This is a genomic window from Gimesia chilikensis (genome assembly GCF_008329715.1).
GTDB classification, from domain to species: Bacteria; Planctomycetota; Planctomycetia; order Planctomycetales; family Planctomycetaceae; genus Gimesia; species Gimesia chilikensis.
In genome coordinates this window covers 120,852-139,109 of sequence record NZ_VTSR01000016.1, presented here as the reverse complement: position 1 = coordinate 139,109, position 18,258 = coordinate 120,852, and the positions used below count along the sequence as shown (strand labels likewise).

Sequence of the window (18,258 nt, the reverse complement as noted above, 5' to 3'; positions counted from 1 at the left end):
ACAGAAATCAGGAAAACAGCATAAAAAACCGCTCTGGTGGGAACGAACTTAAGAGCGGAGTTACTAGCTGCCGGTAATACGTTTTGGTAAAGACGGATGACAATACGGCCTCGCTCAACCAACAACGCACAGCTAAACAAACCAGTGTCCCTCAACATCACAACAGAACTTCCCTCCACAACGTGACGTAAAAAAATTGCACGCCCGCATTCTACCCGATATCATCACACAGACCGGAGATGAACAACCCGCAGCATCTCATTAAACCGCTGCCCAATAAACACTACTCATACCGGCACCTCATCGCTCCGGGCTCAGGCACACCCGAAATGGCGAAATGAAACATCGTTCCCTCTTTTGAAAACGACACACGTCATGTCTCAGCTCATTACCGTTTTTCTGCGTGCCTCGAACCGCGTCGGCAGATCGCCTTTCGCAATGCACTTACTCCTCCTGTCACTCACATTGCTGGCGCCCTTACAGAGTCGCGCCGACAACCCGCGAACTCCCCTCCAGCAGACGGTCCAGGGCACCGTCGTCGATCAACAGAATCAACCCGTCGCCGGGGCCAGGGTCTTCATCGAGTCGCGTGACTGGTTCGAGTTAGACCTGCCCAACCTCGAAACCACCACCGATGCCCAGGGACGTTTCAAGTTAACCGACGACCTCTGGCACATTCAGGGACAGACCCTGCAGGCCAGAGATTCGCAAAACAGGATGGCACAACTCTCTCTGCCCGGCCCTTCATTAAGGAAACCGAAACTGCTTGAATTGAGTGACCTCAGTCTACAGTTGACACCACCGAAGCGCATCGAGCTGGAAGTCGTCGATGCGAAAGGCAAACCGGTTCCCGCAGCCCTTACTGGCATCATGGACCTCGTGAAGAACTGGGGAACGGGCAAGACCGACAGTGCAGGAAAGATTACGTTTCAGATCCCCCCGGATGTCGATCTGAAATATGTCGCCGCCCTCCGCGATGGCTACGGGGCCGACTATTTTGTCTATACCACTCAGCGGGAAGCGAATTCTCCCCCGGAATTCAGACCGGATCCCAAGATTCCGAAGTTCCCCGACAATCCAGTGCGACTGACGCTCGCCGGTGCACAGCCCCTCAAAGTCAAGCTCGTATCAGCCGAGGGAAAGTCACTGCCCGGTATTAAAATCGCCCCCTGGATTGCACACAAATCCGACCAGTCCAGGCCCATGCCTCTGCCCCAGATGTTCTACGCAACCCAGCAGATCACACAGACGACCGATGCCCAAGGCACCACCGTCTTCGCCTGGATCCCCCATTGGCAGAAGCAGCGGATGTATCTGGTTCTCGAAGAGAGGAAATATATTCCGCACCGCATCTTTTACGATCCAGCCAAAGACAAGGGCACCTTAACAGTCCAACTCACCCCCAAACCACCGGCACCAGAACAAGACCACAAACCCTGAAACAGGTTTCTCCCCGATTCATTTTCGTGTCTTTCGTGCATTTCGTGGTAGCAAAAAATCAAACCAGTTACCACGCACGTAATTGGTGGTAATCAAAGACCTCAGGAAACAGCACACTTTCAGTTTTCCAGATTCTGAGTACGACTAAGTGGCGCTCACCGGTTTCATCGTAACCGGTTCATTTTCACGCTTTTCGTGGTAGCAAATCGAAACCACCAGAAAAGATTTGAACCCCTGTATCCCATTCGCTATCATCAAAAGTGTCGGCAACGAACCGCGGGTAGCGTCTCAGATTCCCCCGGTCAGTGACACCACTCACGCCGGCCAGCACACCAGCCGGGCTCAGGCACACCCGGGGATTGTGAACTGAGAAACCGTTCTCTACTCCTCTCTCGCGAGTTCTGTTGCCATGCTCCATTCAACGCTGCTCAGTCGTTGCACATTCAATCGTTCACAAAATCGCGCCCTCAGATTCCTCTGCTCCCTGTTGCTGTTATCAACACTGCTGACACCCGTCGTGTTACACGCCGCGGAGCCCGCTGAGGAGACCGAACTGACCATTAAGGGCACCGTCGTTGATGCACAGGACAAGCCCGTTGCCAACGCGCAGGTCTTGATCGATTTCTCAGTTCAGAGCTTTCCCGACAACTCCAATATTGAAACACAGACCGACGCCCAGGGTCGGTTCACCTTCAAAGGCAAACCCCTTCGCTTGCGCGGTCAGACCATCCAGGTAAGTGGCCCCGATCAGCAGATGGCACATGTTCGTCTTCCCTGGCAGATCATCGAAGACGATCCCTCACTCGACAAACTGCGCCTGCAGCTCAAACCGCCGCGGCGTCTGATCCTGGAAGTGGTGGATGGCGACGGAAAACCCCTGCCCGGAGCCACGACAGCCTTGCTCGCCAACTACCGTGGCTGGGGCTCGCAACAGACCGATCAGACCGGTAAAGCAACCTACCTTATTCCTCAGGATCTCGATATTCAAACCATCTTCGCCTTCAGCGACGGGCACGGTCTCGACTACCGGTCCTATGAACTCTCGCGCGAACAATACGGCGATCAGCAGGCCAAACGTCCGGAGGTCCCCGACCATCCCATTCGCCTGACCCTGGATGGCACACAGCCACTGTCAATCAAAGTCGTCGACACAGCCGGTAAGCCGCTGCCCGGCGTCGAAGTCGCTCCCTGGTATCTCAAAAAAGAAGGACAGCCCCGCGATGTCAATCTCTCGTATTTCTACAACCTGATTCAGGCGGAAACCGATCAGTCAGGCACGGTCAACTTCGACTGGATCCCACACTGGCAACAGACGCCCATTACCATGTGGCCCCGCGGGAAAGGATACGCGCACCTCCGCACCATGTACGACCCGGAGAAAGACAAAGGCAAGCTGACCATGCGCCTGCAGAAACTCGTCCCCCTCTCAGGCAAGGTCTCCCTCCCCAATGGATCGCCGGCGGCAGGTATTCCAATATCTGCAGCCGGAGAAGGCTATATGATCGATTCCTTCCGCGGCACAACAACCACCGACGACGAGGGACGCTATACCATCGAGGCTGCCCCCAACATGGTTTACCTCGTGACCGCCGGAAATGAGAAATGGGCCGCCGCGCCCCAAACCGGCTTCGCCCTCCAGCCGGACCAGCCCCGTACCAGTCTCGATTTTAAGCTCCGCCCCGCCACCCGTCTCTTTGGTCGCGTCACGACCGGCAAAGACAATCAGCCGGTCGAGGGACAGACGATCTACTCCTACCAGTACGGTCAGGCCGCCCACAATATGAAAGACGTCGATCTGCCGAACCCGGAGAAGAGCCGGAAATCGGTGCGCCCCATGATCGTTCGGCGCACGACGACAGATAAAAACGGCGACTTCGAACTGTTCGTAGGCTCCGGCAAGTTCGATCTGCGCGGCCCGTCACAAAACAAGATCGAGAAGTTTGATATAACGACAGAGACCGAAAAAGAATTCAATTTCCATACCGTCCGTCCGGAGAAAGGCATCCTGAACGGCACAGTCGTTGCAGGCAATCCAGCCCAGCCCGTACCCGATGCTTCGATCTCCGGCATTTATCGCCACGGTCTCGCAGGTCGTGACATGCAGGCCACGACCAACAAAGCAGGGAAGTTCGAAGTCGAACGTGAACTCCACAAGGTGGTCATCTATGCCCGCAACAAAGATAAAACGCTCACAGGCGTCGTGGAGATCGGACCGGACGACAAAACCGTGACCATCCCCCTCCAACCCTCAGGATCAGCCTTCGGCACTCTGATTGATGGCGCCAGTGGGGAACCCTTGAAAGGCCGCGAACTACAATACGGCGTCAGAGTCTATCTGGGCAAAGATCGTTTCTCTGCCTTCCGAACCGCGTATGGGGGCAAAGTGACCACCGATGATGTGGGACGCTTTGAGCTAAAGGACCTGGTCGTCGGGCAGAAGTACAATCTCTCGCTGGTCATCCGCCATGACAAGAATCCCGCCAATATCTCCTGGCGTACCGCCGGTGAAGTGAAGGTGAAAGACAGCCAGCCGGTCGACCTGGGTGAAGTCGAAGTCAAACCGGCGCCCAAACCGTATGTCCCACCCACACTCGATGAACGCATCGCCTCCGCGTTCGGCGTCACAGGCACGCCCCTCGAACGCTATCAAAAAAGCGAACGGCTGGGCGGCCTCACCAGTCAGTATCCCATGTTGCTCTTCGGCGATCCCCAATCGAAAGCCATCAAAGAGTTGATGAAGCTCCGCTACGAAGACAAGGACGTTCGCAAAGAGCTCTATTCTTTCCTCGTCATGGCCATCAGTGACACAGGCGAAAAACGCGCAGCCGCCCAGGCCCTCGCCGACAAATGGAACCTCAAACTCGACTCGCAGCAGTTCGAACTGCTGGTCACAGACACGCACGGCAAACAGCTGGCCCGCATCACGCAGTCAGAACTCACCGTCGACGGCAAAATCAACCAGGAGAAACTGCTCAAGTTTCTCAAAGCGAATCAGTACCCGACCCGCGATGCGAACGAATTACTCGAAACCGCCCTCAAGCAGGCGAAGGAACAGAACAAACGCGTTATCGTGCAGGAAACCGCCACCTGGTGCGGCCCCTGTCGGCTGCTTTCACTCTACCTCGACCGGGAACGCAAAATCTGGGAGCGCGACTACATCTGGATCAAGCTGGATCACCGCTGGACCGGCTCCAGTGAAATCATGAAGAAAATCCGGGCCGGCGCACAAGGCGGCATTCCCTGGTGGGCCATCCTCGATGCCGACGGCAAAATCCTGACGACCTCTAATAACGACGAAGAGGACGGCCAGAACATCGGCTTCCCCAGCTCAATCAGCGGCCGGGAACACTACCAGAAAATGCTGGAGAAAACCGCCATTCGATTGAACGATACCGAAATCAGTGAACTCGTCGATGCCCTGCAACAGAAAGACGACTGATCGTCGCCACTTTCACGTTGATCAATCACATACGTAGGGGCGACCCTGTGTGGTCGCCCGCAACGTGGCCGAAAGCTATAATCGAATCCATCGTTTCAAAAACCAGGGTGGCCCCGAATGCAATTCGGGCCGGGCGCAGCGAGCAGGAAACTGACAGTGTCTGCGCTCGAATTAAAAACAGGATCTCCCATGCGCTCACTCACCATGCCGACGCTTCTTTGCTTCAGTCTCCTCGTCTCCGTCACCTCCAGCCGGGCACAAAACAACCAGCCCTTTCCGATGGTCACCACCGGCCAGTCGATTCAGGCGGCCCTCGATGCCCAGCCGGGGCGGATGCTCTTCCTCCCCGCCGGCGATTATGAGATCTCGGAAAAACTGGTCATCCGCAGTGATGGCAGCGGCCTGTTTGGTCCGGGACGCATTATTCAGACGAACCCCACAGCCCCGTTCATCGAAGTCGAACATCGAAAGGGTGTGCAGTTTCGTGACCTCGTTCTCACTCGACCGGAGGGCAAACAGACGACCGCCATCGAAGCCATTAACCTGCGCGACTGTCAGGATCTGGTCCTCGACAACGTCACCGTCTTGAATCATCGCACCCGGTCCGGCGTCTTTTACCTGCTCAACTGTCGCAACGCCACCATTCGCAACTGCACGATCACGAACTACATGCGGATCGCCGTCGACGACCGCACCGCGTCCCCCGACTGGGGCTACGCCTTTCACTGCATCGACGGTACCGGCATCGTCGTCAACGCCAGCACAGGCACCCTGATCCAGGGCAATCGCATCACCGAAACCGAACTGCTGCCCACACCTGCAGTCCAGCAGCAACACCAGCTCGGCCAGTTTGTCAAAAAGAACGAGACCAAAGGGACACTCACCAGCCAGGAAACCTGGGAGCGAGAGTCGGTCAAAAACTGGCACCAGGGATCGGCCATCATCGTCACTTCGCCCACCGCCAGCGAGCGCACGCAGATCCTGGGGAACACGATCGAAAACGGCGCGCAGGGCATCGACCTGCACTCCGACCATGTCATCGTCGCACAAAATGTCGTCTCCAACTGCTTCGTCGGCATGAAAGCGATGCACGGCTCCCGCAACGTGGTCATCATCGGCAACCAGTTCATCAAAAACGATCTCTGGAGTATCGGCCTGATGCCGGGCGCTGCCTCTCACGCGGCCCGTCAGGAATCACCTTCAGGGTCGGCCCGCGTCGATAACGGCGACGGTGGTTCGATCATCGCGAACAATATTATCTCCCAGTTCGGCTTCGGCAACGCCCACTGGATCTGGGGCAGTCAGGGAAATCCGATCCTGCTCGACGAAGGTCAGAAGCCAGACAACCCGCCCCTAGCCGACGTGATCATCCAGGGAAACATCGTTCAGAATTCGAGTCGCTTCCAGCCGGACAAAACAGAGCAGGGACCGCGCTACGTTTACGCCATCCGCATCGCCCGCAAAGCGACTGGCATTCATCTCTCGAATAACATCTTCGACCCGGGCCGCGAAGGCATCAGCAATGTGGAGCTGGAACCATAGATCGACTGTCTCGTATTTACGCGTTCTCGTTGAAGATAGACTGCACACCGAGGGAGCTCTTGAACTGGCTGATCGAGCAGCAGTCGATGTACCGTTCCTCAACACTTCCCGACTCGGCGGTAAAGCCCGGGCTGACATGCACGGTGTTCACTCCCAATCAGCAACAGCACGCGATAAATCAAAAAGAGTATTGGATCGAACCGTCTTTGATTCTCTGGTGCGATCTCGAAAGATTTTATTACCCTGACGATGGTCTGGATCATCTGGATCAATTGATTCAGTTAGCTCTGTCGTTACTGGTCTGGAAACAAAAGCCAGGCGAACTGGAACTGGCCTTGTATAGTGTGGGCACGGTACAGCAGACAATCCTCCTGCGGCAGGACAATCAAAATTATGCCGACTGCACCGACCCCGCCTGGGAGAAAACCTGGACCACCGCCTTCGACAAAGCCCGTCTACCGTTCAAACATCGCAGACTGCCCTCACTCATGACAGATTCTACACATGAATGACATGCACCCACAGGTAGATGTTAAACCCTGCTTACGCCTCTCTCAATAAAACACCACAGTGTCTCACTGCAGCAGCGAATACCAGACAATGTTCAACCCCAGTCTCACGGCGTCTTCCGCCACATAGCCCGGGCAGGCGATGCGGTCGCCGTGTTCGATGGCGCAGCTCAGGTCGTGGCGGCTGTAGAGTACCGCCAGTCGACCGTCAATTTCGATTCCCTCGATTTCTGGAGCGACGCGGGTCACACGTTCCTTGTTGGTTTTCGTCTGCAGATCAATCGGGTGACGAAAACCAACCTCCCGCAGCTCAAATCCGGTGGTACGCGAAAAGAGTTCGTGGTCGACGGGTATCCGCTTCAGTCGCTGGCCCGGAAACAGCTGTTCGGCCAGTCGTCGGAAACTCTGATCGAATTCGTCGGCTCCGCAACAGGCATCCGCAAACAGCACGCCCCCCTGTTTGAGGTAAGTGCGCAGCTTCAGCTGTTCACCCTGATCGAGGGCGAATCCATACCGGCCATGCAGATAGAGCAGGGGATGGGCAAACAGTCGCTCGTCGGTTAAAGGCAGCAGTCGCGGTTTCGTCGCGACCTGCACCGCAGACACCTGGTTCATCGCCTGCAGCAATTTCTGGAGAGCCCGCGGGGCAGCATCCCATTCACCCGAATGACGGATGCGGGCGATGTTCAGCAGCCGATGTTCAATCCGCTCCGCGTCGGTCTGCTTCCGCTCGGATGCGGTGCGCGGCAGCTCGCGGATCAACGTCCGTCCCGCCGCCAGGGCGCAGACATTCACGCCCGTCTGCAGCGCACGTGTGAGATACTTCTCGAACGGCGCAGATCGCTCCGCTCGTGTCACCGGCGACCATTTTTCCCAGAGACAGGTCAGGTCTTCCGGGGCATAGATTATCGCGGTTCGGCAGCCGGTCTCGGCCCCCCAGAGTTCCACCAGCGGTGCACCACTCTGGCGATCACTCAACGGAAATTCGCTGCGATAGACGGGGTGCGAACCGTCCAGCTTCCGTAACTGCGTTTCACCTTTGGGATAAAGCCTCGCGACCAGCGACTGCATCGCCAGGTCCGGTGAAGGACTTCGGCAGCCTCCGACAGCAAACAGAAATCCGCCCTGCTGCAGATAGTCCCGCAACAGACGCGTCTGCGGTTCGGTCAACAGACCGGCGTCTGCAACATCGAGCACCACAACCGGCGCCAGTCCCAGGTCCTCAGGCCCGGCCCGTTGCATGTCGATCGACTGCCACGTCAATCGTTTCGGCCAGCCCTGGAGTCGACTGGTAAACTGCGCCAGGTTCCAGGCCGCCGCCGGCGTGTCATGGGCCGACCCCGGGAGGTCGGCCTGATCCGCTTCGGTTCCCGTACCCCATTCCAGCCGACCGACGAGAATCGGCGTCAGTCCCCGCGCGAGAAAATGCAGGGCATAGCTCGTCGCCAGGATCTCACAGTCTTCCAGCAGAACCGGTGCTCCTTTCCAGGCGCCCGTGATCGGATTCTGATGTGCGACCAGGTACGCAGCCCCTTCGGAATACCAGTCGTGCCGTTGTCCGGTACTGTTGACAAAATAACGGCGGCCCGTAAGTCGACCCACCCGTTCCAGGCAGTAAAGGTAATAGAGATAGCCGACCGAACCATCGGCCACTGGGTCGGTACTCGGATTGTGGGTCACTGTAAAATGATCACCCAGCCAGCGGCACCCCGCTTCAACTGCTTCATCGCGGAACGGCGGACCACAGCAGTCCGGTTTGCCCGCAGCATTCAGATCGGTCTGCGCGGCGCGGAGCCGATGCTGTGTCGAAACCAGGTACGCGATTCCCGCCGCAGTGATTCCGCCCCGGCTGTATTGACTGTTCTGAGAACCCCAGCCCCCGTCGGGACGCTGTCGCTTCAACCAGTGTTCTCGGGCCCGCTGCCAGGTCGCGGACTGCACAGCCACTCCCTGCTGCGCCGCTTCATACAGTCCCAGTGCGGCGTAGTGTGCGTAGTTCTTCTCTGAGTTCCCAAAGCTCCAGGCACCGTCGTTGGTGCCCTCGGAATTGCCGGACTCCAGTTTCTCGGTGAAACGCTTGAGCAACACGAGGTCCTGCGGTTCACCCGCGGTGGCCAGCGTCTCCAGCATCAAGGCGATTTCGTGCGTCTTGACGGGATCCTGCTGACGGAGCCACTTCAACCCCCGCTGAATTTCCGGCGCTTCGGGCGTCATCCCAGCGTGGAGCAGGGCGTGCAGCGTGAAGCTCGTCAGTACCAGCGTCTGTTGCGGACGCGCTGCGAGTTGCCAGCTGCCGTCAGTCTGCTGTTGTTTCAATAAATACTGGCGCGCCTGTTCGATCGAGTTCAGGACCACGTCCCGCGTGACCGGTTCCGCAGCCCGAACCGGGACAGACAACGATCCCCCCGCCATCAGGCAGACGCACAACAACAGAACAAAGAAGCGAACAGCGGTAAAGCGATCAGGCATCAATTCGAACCACGTGAAAGGTGACTGGCGACAGCTGGTCCGGCAGAAGAGGGGAAGTCAGGGCGGATATGCTAGGTACTATCCTAATTCTGAGTCAGGGGGAGCGTCAATGTGCGTTTCTTCCCTGAAATAGAGCCTCAAATCGACGCGGAACGCCGTTTCCCGGGAAATCTCAGATTTTTTCCCGAAACCGCGTGAGATTCCAGACGGGACACCGCCTGAATGATATCAAGCCACTTTCAACCTTTTAGAACAGGATGTCAGAATGATGAATACGTCAGTCACCCAGCCTGCTGCTGAAATCGCCGCCTCGAACCGCAAAACACTGGTCATTCCGCTGCTCATCATCGCTATCGGCACCGGCTGGTTACTGACGACACTCAACATCGTGCCCGGACTCAACTGGATCTGGATTCTCGGCCTGGCAATCACCGGTCTGACCTCCTTCGCCGTCAGCGGAATCGACAAGTCCTCCGTCCTGATCGGCCCCTTCTTCCTCATCGCCAGCACCCTCTCCGTTCTGAGACAGATCGGCTACGTTACCTTCAATGTGGAAATTCCGATCCTGGTGATCGTCATCGGCTGCCTGCTGCTCATCGCCCGCAGTCCTTCCATCCCACTTCCCAAATGGATGGTCTTCGATTCCACAGGCCACAGTGGAAAGTAAGCTGCGAACTCACAGCACAGGAATTCGGCTGGCGTACAGGAAATACCAGAAGAAGATCGCCGCCGCAAAGTTGACCGCATACGATATGAGGCAGAGTCGTGCTTGACCTGCCGGATATTGAATCGAACCGAACAATATCAGAAAAGCAAAGCCAAAACAGACACACAGCATGGGAACCAGCGAAATACAGGTATCCAAAGCAGGCAGGAGAGGTCGCATCGTTTCATAAGGACCCAGGAATCGCAGCCAGCCATGAAACAGGCAGAATAGAAACAGGGTCAACAGACACTGCAGATAGATCAGACAGCGTAACAGAGTCTGGGGATGCAGCAGCACCGCGCGGATTTTTCTGCAGAGTATGACGAGATGCTCCAGAGAAAACGATTTTTGAGCCAGCTGAGTCTGCATGATTCGCACCCGAAATGAAGTAAGCCCGCTGTCATCATGATAGCGGGCTTTTGTCTTCAGATCCACAGGAGATCGCGGTCGACCTTCGGTTGAAAACGTTTACTTCGATTCCAGGTCGAAGTTGATCGTGTTCTCGCCGGGTTCAACGGTGGCTTCCAGGGTGGTTTTTTTGTTGTATTTATCAGGAACGGTTTCGCTACCCTGGTCGCCGAACGGATCGTTGGCTTCGTCGAGGGTTGAAATCTTGACACTGTGTTTGCCGGGGATCGCCCCCATTTCGTCGCGAATGTAAACCAGTTCGTAATGACCCGAGTCATCCGTTTTCGCAGCAGACGCCCGTCCGGCGTCCGGGTAGAACCGTACATTCGCATTGGGCAGCGGTTTGCCATCCATGGTTACTACGCCCGAAACCGTACCCAGCTCGGGCTGGTCATCGGGGGCACCACCACAGGCGGTCAACAACAGGGAAAGCGTCAATCCAAACATCAGCAGCAGCGTGTGTTTTGTCATCTTGAAAATACTCTGGATTAATCAGGAGAAATCAGGGAATGACTGCAGTCCCGCTCGGGCTGCAGTAAAAGAGGCACAACGGCTCTCAGTTGAAAACCGTTGTGCTCAAGAAAGTAGATATCACGAAATTGGTGACGGGTGGTCATCGACGGAGGCGTGCTTAGAATTCGCCCAGTACGTTCCCGTCTTTTTCGTTATTCAGCCATGTGTAGGTATTCACATCGATGTTTTCCGACAGGAAGCGGACCGAACCGTCACCCAGCATGACATGCACACCACCGACGTGGGGGCTCGACAGAGCAAACCGGTCGGCAGGGTCGCGGGCACCACCGTTGATGAAGTCATCGGGTGCGTTGTAGCCGATGAAGTAGACGTCTTCGGCCTGCAGTCCCCGTTCCCAGCCCCAGGAGGCAGTCCGGGCACCGATCCAGAGTTTACCCATGAATTCATTACAGGCGGCACCACCACAACTGCCGGTCGAACCGGTCTCGTCCTGTGTGGTTACTTCGCCGACCAGAATCGTGTTGGTGGTTCCGTCGCGGAAATCACGAATCTGCAGCTTCTTGTTGACGCCCATCAGCAGACGCTCGGTTCCATAGTTGGATTTTCCAAAGCTTCCCTTGTCGATATTGATGCCACCCATCGGATCGGACGGGCAGTTATACACGGGGATTACGGTTTTGGCGGACGGGATAGATGTCGAACCGGTATACCCGATGTGCCAGTTCATGGTGAAACCGTTGGTCTCAGTTCCGATCTGGTTGTAGAGCGGAGTCTGATCCATGAAGGGCAGAATCATTGTGCCCCAGCCCAGGCCATTCTTGTTGGCAGCTTCGGAAGCATCACCCACGGTCTGATTGCCGTCGATCCAGCCGGGAGGGAAGGTGCGGTGTGTGTCGTGATAATTGTGAAAGGCAACGCCCATCTGCTTCAGGTTATTTTTACAGGTACTGCGGCGGGCAGCTTCGCGAGCCTGTTGTACAGCGGGCAGCAAAAGGGCAATTAAGATAGCAATGATGGCGATAACAACCAGAAGTTCGATCAAGGTGAATCCACGCCAGCGAACGCCGCAGATCACACTACTGTTCCTCTTCATAAAGACATGACCTCAAATTTAATAGAAATGTAATTGGGAATTATTTGAGACGCTTTTTTATATTAGACACACTCTCTGCAGGAATTCAATAATTTTGTTAATAAAGAAAGTGCTTCCTAAGAGAAATGTGTTTACTGCAGGAGGTTTGTACCTGTCAGGAGAAGGGGGACCTGGCGACTGCTTCAGCATTTCTCAGGTAGAAAATATAACGTAAGTCTTGATATATATAAGGTTACGCTTATTTGTAGTCGGCCGGCGTCAGTTGTCGCCGCGCACGACCGTGTCGGGGCGCCCGATCCAGGCAGGCCTGAAAGTCAGACCGGGCCGCCTCGGTTTTTCCCAGCGCGAGCCGAATCAGACCCCGGTCATACCAATCCTGGGGATCTGCGGGGTTCAGGGAGAGTGACTGATCGAGCAGGGCTTCCGCCTCTGCGAGCTGATTCTCGCGGTAAGCCAGCATCCCTTTGAGCCGCAAGGCCTGTGCGTGTGCCGCCATACTTGCCTCCGTCTGGCCCGCCTGATTCAGGATGTCCGCAATCTGCTGATGCAGGTCCGGATCTTTGGTCAGCAGCGCCGCCCGCTGAGCCAGCTCTGCAGCCTGATCCCACTCGTCCTGCATCCCCAGAGACTGTGCCTGGTAGAGCAGGGTCTCGGCGTTGTGGATCTGCAGATCGTTCAACTGCTGAATCGTTTTGCCAATTTGTTCGGGACGTTTTCGTTGCAGATTCACTTCCGCCAGCCGCATCAGGAAGATCGGATAATGGGTCGTGGGGCGGTTGTCGAGCAGCGCGATCAGTTGTTCCAGTTCGCCCGCCAGCTCGTCCAGTGTGCCTCCCGAGATCCGCTGATTGAACTCTTCCACCCGTCGATCGATGCCATACTGCATTCGATAGGGCTCGACGAAATCGGAACCCGGATGCAAAGGGACTGAGTGCTGGGCTCGCGCCAGTGCAAGGGCACTTCGGTTGACCGCGTCCATGTCGCCTTGTCTGCGATACGCCTGCAGTTCCAGTTCCCGGAATTTGAGTGACTGGGGAACCCGCTGTAACGATTCCTGAATTAAAGGCAGCGCTTCCTCAATGCGGTCCGAGCGAATCAACAATTTGGCCAGCTGATAACGGGCCGGCAGGAAACCAAGGTTCTCGCGGAAGATCGCCTCCGCTTTATCAGTCTGTTCCTCGCGCAGATAATTGCGACCGATTTCATAGCGGATCTGCATCCGCTCGCGGTCGCCTTCGCGCCCTTCTTCTGTGGTTTCCAGCAGACTCAGGTACTTGTCGGTACTCTCCGAGGTTCGCCCGGTCCGTTCCAGGCAATATGCGATGCGGCTTTCGGCCAGTCGGCTCGCGGGCATCAGCCGGGCAACCTGTTCAAAACAGAGTGCCGCATGACTGTAATATCCCTGGCCCAGCAAAGCCTCACCCAGCTGCATCCAGTCGTAAGGCGCATTGTCTTTCTGAACCTGCGTGACCAGCGGTTCGACATCCTCCACGAACAAAGGGTCCATCAACCGCGTTTCGGGCAATACCGGTTCCGGTCGTGCAGCCCGCTGGTAGAACAGATATCCGCACCAGGTGCCTTCAACGATCAATAACAGCATCAACGCGCGAAACAACATCAGCGTCCCCCTTCCGCACGTTGCAGCCAGGCCGAAACCTGTCCGATACGATCAAAGGGTTTCCGCATATTCAACGCACCAGCGGCGATGTCGGGCCGGCCGTCCTGGTTCAGGTCGCCCGTTGCAACCGTGACGAGATGGATTGGCTCACTGTCGATCTGCCAGCTTTTAAAGTTCTGCTGACCGTCATTTTCCAGCCAGACCAGGCTCGCATTTCCCGGCGTGTACCAGTCGTTCGTCATGCTCACCAGCACAACATCCAGGTCGCCGTCGCCGTCCAGGTCGGTCACATCCCCCGCATACGTGCCTCCCAGGTTTGAAATGCGGTGCTGCTTAAACTTCCAGTCGCCCGTGTTCTCAAACCAGTAACATCCGTGGTAAGGCTGCGGGTACGCATCGAAGTCTTCGAGGTTGTCGCCCGCGGGGAGAATCAGATCCTGATCGCCATCCTGGTCGAGGTCGGCGTGAATCAGACCCGCACTGCCCAGGTCCATATTGGGCGTCATCCACAGGGACCGGGTTTTAAATTTTCCCTGGCCCAGATTTTCAAAGGCTACGAGTTCTTCTTCTTCCTGCGAGACGATCGTCGCGATATCCAGATCGCCGTCCCCGTCAAAGTCCGCCACGGGAACATGAATCGTACCCGGAGCCCGATGCAGCAGATGATCCACAAACTGAAAGTGGCCCTGGTTCTCCAGCCAGAGGACTTCACCGCGGTTGTAGCCGAAGACAGCCACCGCCAGGTCGAGGTCGCCATCCTGGTCGAAGTCGCCCGGCTGCACATCGGCAACGCGGCGGACGTCATCCAGAATCACATGTCTGACAAAACCGTCTTTCGTCTGTTCAAACAGCTCGACTTTGCCCACGACTCCATCATCGGGTTGAATGTTGCCCAGCACCGAAATCACCAGATCCAGATCGCCGTCGGCGTCAATATCCACGGCGGTCGCATGCGCGGGCGCAGCCACATCCTCAATCAGCGTGCGCGTCGTCTGGACTCCCTCATTATCGATCGAGATCAGCAGCACTCGGTTATTGCCGGCATCGCAGGCGAGAATTTCATTTTTTCCATCTCCGTCAAAATCGAGAATCTGCACGTTGGTAATCAGAGGCAGCTCTTTTGATGAACCCTCCGCACTCGCGGTCTGCAGACTCCCGCTACGATCGAAGTGCAGGGGGGACGCCGGATACGAAGTGCCTCCCGAGTAGAGTTCGGGCAGACTCCCCAGCGGCGGAACCAGGGGTAAGACAAACCAGGTCGCCAGCGGCAGCAGAATGACGGCCACCAGCATCAGCAGCGTCAAACCATTGCGGTCCGGAATATTCGGCTCCGGGTTCGTTTCGGGGGAAGGGCTGTTCTCGACGGCAGACATAAGCTCGGGCAGGTCAACGCGGAAGGAATAATATGAGTCTAATGTCACAACTGCACAGCGCTGCAGCAGCGATCATGGATCAATGCTAGTCCGCGCGCCGGGGAGTGTCAACAGGCGATCCCGCGTATGACAAGCCCGAAAGCGCGTTCCCGCACGAAATTGCCAGACTGTGAATAGAATAGACTCGCGTATCATGTGGACTTATGTATGATGGAAATAGACCCTTTCTCATTGCACTTCTGCGGAGTTGATTTCCATGATGGTTCGCACTCTTCTGCTCGCCGGCTGTGTCAGTTTTTTCTGGACCGGACCTGTCCAGGCCGGGATGCCCAGCGTCTCACTCGACCTGACCGACATCGCCCAGCTGCGTCTGCAGTCCATCTCCTTCTTCCTGATGGTGCTGCTGTTGAGCGCCCTGATTCTCAAGATCTGCTGGAATCTGCTGGCGAAAGATTTCCCGAAACTGCCCCGCATCTCCTATAAAGGCGCGCTCGGAGTCTCGGTGCTCTGGGGGCTGATGTTCCTGTTTGTGTTGACGATGATCTCGGGCGCACGCGAACTGCTGACCCCCGGTGCCTGGGAAAAGAGCGGACGCACTTATCGGCTGGTGGAAGAGAAACAACCGGACGACTCCTCCCTGGCAGCAGAGACCACACTCGACGAGCGACGCCGCAAGCTGGGTGAACTGCGGTCGGCACTCTTCATGCACGTCGCCACCCACCAGGGCAAATTCCCCGGTAAAGCAGACGAGACCACCTTCGCCGAAGAGTTCTGGCTGCAGCCTGGCCCGCTGCAGGCCCGATACGGCTATGTCGCGGGCGACAAGCAAGCAGACCCTTCAGAGCCCCTCGCATTCGAGCAGGCCATCTACGGCGACGACCAGCAGCTGATCCTGTTTACCGACGGGGCCATCAAGGTGCTTCCCACCACCAAAGCTCAGGATGTGCTCAATGGAAAGTGAAACTGGAACGACAACCCGGAAAACGAGACGCTGGCCAAAAGTGCTGGTCGGGTTCCTGCTCGGCGCAGTCGTAGTGTCGGGCTGTCTGGGAATTCTGTTTCCGATACAGACCCTCTTCTACCTGGCTGGGGGATGGTTCCTCTTTTTAAAACGTGTGCTTCCATCAGTGTCTGTTTCCCTCTCCGGGATCATCACAGCGTTTGCGTTTCTGGTTTTAATGGCGGTAATCATCCAGTTACTCGGCACTTTCCTGATACGCAATGTCAGAATGAAAACTGATATGACTCCATTATCCAGCTGGCGTATCCGCTGGACCGGTTTCTGTCTGCTGCTGCTCGTCGTCGCCTTTACGGGTGGGTTCGCCGTGGTTGGAGTAGCGCACCAGAGTGCCTGGATTGTGACGGCTTCGGAGGGCATCATCGGCTTAGCTTCAGGACATCGCGGGCCAGGTAGGAAAGAACGTTCCCAGAGAAAGCTCAAAAATATTGCATATGAGACGATCAACTTTGCATCAGGGGCAGAGGGGAATAGATTTCCGGGGGGAAGCATCTCATCCACCGGACTACCGTTGCATAGTTGGGAAACAGAATTGCTGCCTTATTTGGGACGTTTGAAATATTATCAGCAGATCGACAGGTTTCAGCCTTGGAATTCAAAAACCAATGCGAAACTGTTTCAGAAACCAATTCGGGAATTCCTGATGCCGGGCTCGGAATGGCCAGAACAGAATAATCAGGGCTTTGGTCTGTCTTATTATGCCTTGAATAGTCACATCAGTGGTCTCAAGGAGCGTGCCAGCCTGAATCGCATTCCGGACGGGGTATCCAATACATTGCTCGGAGGCGAAGTCGTCAGTCAACTGCGTGCGTGGGGTGATCCCGTCAATTTTCGCGATCCCGCACTGGGCATCAATTCACATCAGGAAGGCTTTGGTGGTCCCTGGCAACAGCGGCGGGGGGCGAACATGGTCTTTCTCGATGGCAGTGCCCGCTTCATTAATGAAAACATCGACCCCGAAATATTGAAAGCCCTGGCAACGCCCCATGGTGGCGAAGATGTCAGCACGTTCCTGAAGGGGAGGTAATGCGATGACAACCGACCCGGAAACCACGGGACCCGGATCCACGGACTCAGAGCAGTCGACTCCACAGAAATCGGTAGACTGGATTGCGCGGGGGATCAGCGTCTTGACGCTGGCGGGATTCATGGCCTGCCTGGGAGTTATGTTGCCTTTCGTGATCGGCTTTCATCTCCTGTTCGGCTGGGTGGCCTATCTCAAACGCGTGTTGAATACGCAGACCCTGGTCGTCTCACAACTGGTCTGGTTGATTCTCTTTCTGGCGTTGATCGTCGTGGCCCTGCATGTGTTGCTGAAACAGGGGTATCACTGGTCACAACGACTGCAGTCGGCCGAGCCGGACGTCGCCCCCCTGAACTCCTGGCCTAAACAGTGGACCTGTTCGGTGCTGCTGTTCCTGTTGATCCTGGCCGGGAGCGGAGTGGCCGTCGTGGAAATCGGCCGGCAGGTCTGGTCGATGACCACCGGCGATGAGCGGCTTGTGACAGCCTATAATTCGTATAATGCAGCCAGACGTAGTGCTTCCAAAAACAATCTCAAACAGATTGGCCTGGCGCTGCATAACTACCACGACCTCCATGATCGCCTGCCACCCGGCGGAATTTTCAATCAGACCGGACAGCCACAACACAGCTGGATGACGCAGATCCTGCCTTATGTAGACCAGGCACCCCTGTATAACAAGGTCGATTTTCATCAACCCTGGACCGCCGCGGACAATCGTGACATCTTTACTACAGAACTGTATGGGTATCAGATTCCCGGTCCCCGCTTGAACAGGGAAGAACCGGAACTCCCCCACGGATACCAGCCGGCCGGATACGCGGCGAACGCACGTGTCCTGAATGTGAACTCGGGACTGAACTTCAAAGAGATCAAGGACGGTCTTTCCAACACACTGCTGGCGGGCGAAGTCAATTCGCAGCTCAAAGCCTGGGGCGATCCGACCAACTTCCGCGATCCGGCGCTGGGAATCAATGCTCACCCGCGCGGCTTTGGTGGTCCTTTCAAAGGCGGTGCCAATTGCCTGCTGGGAGATGGTTCGGCCCGCTTCATTAATGAAAACATCGACCCGGCCGTGCTTAAAGCACTCGCCACACCCAACGGCGGCGAAGACGTCAGTGATTTTCTGGAGGACTGGTAAAGCC

The 18,258-nt window shown here is 56.4% G+C and carries 14 protein-coding genes; 8 read left to right on the top strand and 6 right to left on the bottom strand.

The window, feature by feature from the left end; all coding sequences use genetic code 11:
- The first annotated feature begins 375 nt into the window (after positions 1-375).
- The 4 genes from FYZ48_RS20205 (at position 376) to FYZ48_RS20190 (ending at position 6,933) form a co-directional block, all read left to right on the top strand.
- The gene (locus FYZ48_RS20205) at positions 376-1,440 is read left to right on the top strand and encodes a carboxypeptidase-like regulatory domain-containing protein (protein WP_187782128.1); all 1,065 of its coding nucleotides are present in this window, start codon (positions 376-378) and stop codon (positions 1,438-1,440) included.
- A 409-nt stretch (positions 1,441-1,849) separates the two neighbouring features.
- The gene (locus FYZ48_RS20200; RefSeq protein ID WP_149343709.1) at positions 1,850-4,879 is read left to right on the top strand and encodes a carboxypeptidase regulatory-like domain-containing protein; all 3,030 of its coding nucleotides are present in this window, start codon (positions 1,850-1,852) and stop codon (positions 4,877-4,879) included.
- Between the two features lie 189 nt (positions 4,880-5,068).
- Positions 5,069-6,421, top strand: coding sequence for a right-handed parallel beta-helix repeat-containing protein (locus FYZ48_RS20195; RefSeq protein WP_198422247.1), 1,353 nt, complete (start codon positions 5,069-5,071; stop codon positions 6,419-6,421).
- A gap of 59 nt (positions 6,422-6,480) precedes the next feature.
- Positions 6,481-6,933, top strand: coding sequence for a hypothetical protein (locus tag FYZ48_RS20190; protein WP_149343707.1), 453 nt, complete (start codon positions 6,481-6,483; stop codon positions 6,931-6,933).
- 63 nt (positions 6,934-6,996) lie between these two features.
- On the opposite strand, the gene FYZ48_RS20185 is transcribed toward FYZ48_RS20190, so the two are convergent.
- A complete protein-coding gene (locus FYZ48_RS20185) occupies positions 6,997-9,399 on the bottom strand; it encodes a DUF4159 domain-containing protein (RefSeq protein WP_149343705.1) in 2,403 nt (800 codons plus the stop codon).
- 265 nt (positions 9,400-9,664) lie between these two features.
- On the opposite strand from FYZ48_RS20185, the gene FYZ48_RS20180 reads away from it, so the two are divergent.
- Complete coding sequence (locus FYZ48_RS20180; protein ID WP_149343703.1) at positions 9,665-10,066, top strand: hypothetical protein; 402 nt, start codon at positions 9,665-9,667, stop codon at positions 10,064-10,066.
- A gap of 9 nt (positions 10,067-10,075) precedes the next feature.
- On the opposite strand, the gene FYZ48_RS20175 is transcribed toward FYZ48_RS20180, so the two are convergent.
- The 5 genes from FYZ48_RS20175 to FYZ48_RS20155 form a co-directional block, all read right to left on the bottom strand.
- Positions 10,076-10,474 (bottom strand): hypothetical protein, encoded by a 399-nt coding sequence (locus tag FYZ48_RS20175; protein WP_149343701.1) that lies wholly within the window; start codon positions 10,472-10,474, stop codon positions 10,076-10,078.
- Between the two features lie 99 nt (positions 10,475-10,573).
- Positions 10,574-10,984, bottom strand: a complete 411-nt coding sequence (locus tag FYZ48_RS20170) for a carboxypeptidase-like regulatory domain-containing protein (RefSeq protein WP_149343699.1) — start codon at positions 10,982-10,984, stop codon at positions 10,574-10,576.
- A 160-nt stretch (positions 10,985-11,144) separates the two neighbouring features.
- A complete protein-coding gene (locus FYZ48_RS20165; protein ID WP_149343696.1) occupies positions 11,145-12,080 on the bottom strand; it encodes a DUF1559 domain-containing protein in 936 nt (311 codons plus the stop codon).
- Between the two features lie 238 nt (positions 12,081-12,318).
- Positions 12,319-13,698, bottom strand: a complete 1,380-nt coding sequence (locus tag FYZ48_RS20160; RefSeq protein ID WP_149343694.1) for a tetratricopeptide repeat protein — start codon at positions 13,696-13,698, stop codon at positions 12,319-12,321.
- The gene (locus FYZ48_RS20155; protein ID WP_242022720.1) at positions 13,698-15,119 is read right to left on the bottom strand and encodes an FG-GAP repeat domain-containing protein; all 1,422 of its coding nucleotides are present in this window, start codon (positions 15,117-15,119) and stop codon (positions 13,698-13,700) included. The genes FYZ48_RS20160 and FYZ48_RS20155 overlap by 1 nt, the downstream gene beginning before the upstream one ends.
- A 208-nt stretch (positions 15,120-15,327) precedes the next feature.
- On the opposite strand from FYZ48_RS20155, the gene FYZ48_RS20150 reads away from it, so the two are divergent.
- The 3 genes from FYZ48_RS20150 to FYZ48_RS20140 are packed head-to-tail and all read left to right on the top strand — an operon-like array spanning position 15,328 to position 18,254.
- Complete coding sequence (locus tag FYZ48_RS20150) at positions 15,328-16,032, top strand: hypothetical protein (RefSeq protein ID WP_149343691.1); 705 nt, start codon at positions 15,328-15,330, stop codon at positions 16,030-16,032.
- Positions 16,022-17,116: a DUF1559 family PulG-like putative transporter gene (locus FYZ48_RS20145; RefSeq protein ID WP_187782127.1), complete on the top strand. Its 1,095-nt coding sequence runs from the start codon at positions 16,022-16,024 to the stop codon at positions 17,114-17,116. The genes FYZ48_RS20150 and FYZ48_RS20145 overlap by 11 nt, the downstream gene beginning before the upstream one ends.
- Before the next feature lie 4 nt (positions 17,117-17,120).
- Positions 17,121-18,254, top strand: a complete 1,134-nt coding sequence (locus tag FYZ48_RS20140; RefSeq protein WP_149343687.1) for a DUF1559 domain-containing protein — start codon at positions 17,121-17,123, stop codon at positions 18,252-18,254.
- Positions 18,255-18,258: the final 4 nt, after the last annotated feature.

What these genes read in the sequence shown, in the direction of transcription:
- FYZ48_RS20150 (WP_149343691.1), top strand. Translation starts at nt 15,328, where the DNA reads ATGATGGTTCGCACTCTTCTGCTCGCCGGCTGTGTCAGTTTTTTCTGG.
- FYZ48_RS20180 (WP_149343703.1), top strand. Translation starts at nt 9,665, where the DNA reads ATGATGAATACGTCAGTCACCCAGCCTGCTGCTGAAATCGCCGCCTCG.
- FYZ48_RS20205 (WP_187782128.1), top strand. Translation starts at nt 376, where the DNA reads ATGTCTCAGCTCATTACCGTTTTTCTGCGTGCCTCGAACCGCGTCGGC.
- FYZ48_RS20145 (WP_187782127.1), top strand. Translation starts at nt 16,022, where the DNA reads ATGGAAAGTGAAACTGGAACGACAACCCGGAAAACGAGACGCTGGCCA.
- FYZ48_RS20140 (WP_149343687.1), top strand. Translation starts at nt 17,121, where the DNA reads ATGACAACCGACCCGGAAACCACGGGACCCGGATCCACGGACTCAGAG.
- FYZ48_RS20165 (WP_149343696.1), bottom strand. Translation starts at nt 12,080, where the DNA reads ATGAAGAGGAACAGTAGTGTGATCTGCGGCGTTCGCTGGCGTGGATTC.
- FYZ48_RS20160 (WP_149343694.1), bottom strand. Translation starts at nt 13,698, where the DNA reads ATGTTGTTTCGCGCGTTGATGCTGTTATTGATCGTTGAAGGCACCTGG.
- FYZ48_RS20170 (WP_149343699.1), bottom strand. Translation starts at nt 10,984, where the DNA reads ATGACAAAACACACGCTGCTGCTGATGTTTGGATTGACGCTTTCCCTG.
- FYZ48_RS20195 (WP_198422247.1), top strand. Translation starts at nt 5,069, where the DNA reads ATGCGCTCACTCACCATGCCGACGCTTCTTTGCTTCAGTCTCCTCGTC.
- FYZ48_RS20200 (WP_149343709.1), top strand. Translation starts at nt 1,850, where the DNA reads ATGCTCCATTCAACGCTGCTCAGTCGTTGCACATTCAATCGTTCACAA.
- FYZ48_RS20185 (WP_149343705.1), bottom strand. Translation starts at nt 9,399, where the DNA reads ATGCCTGATCGCTTTACCGCTGTTCGCTTCTTTGTTCTGTTGTTGTGC.
- FYZ48_RS20175 (WP_149343701.1), bottom strand. Translation starts at nt 10,474, where the DNA reads ATGCAGACTCAGCTGGCTCAAAAATCGTTTTCTCTGGAGCATCTCGTC.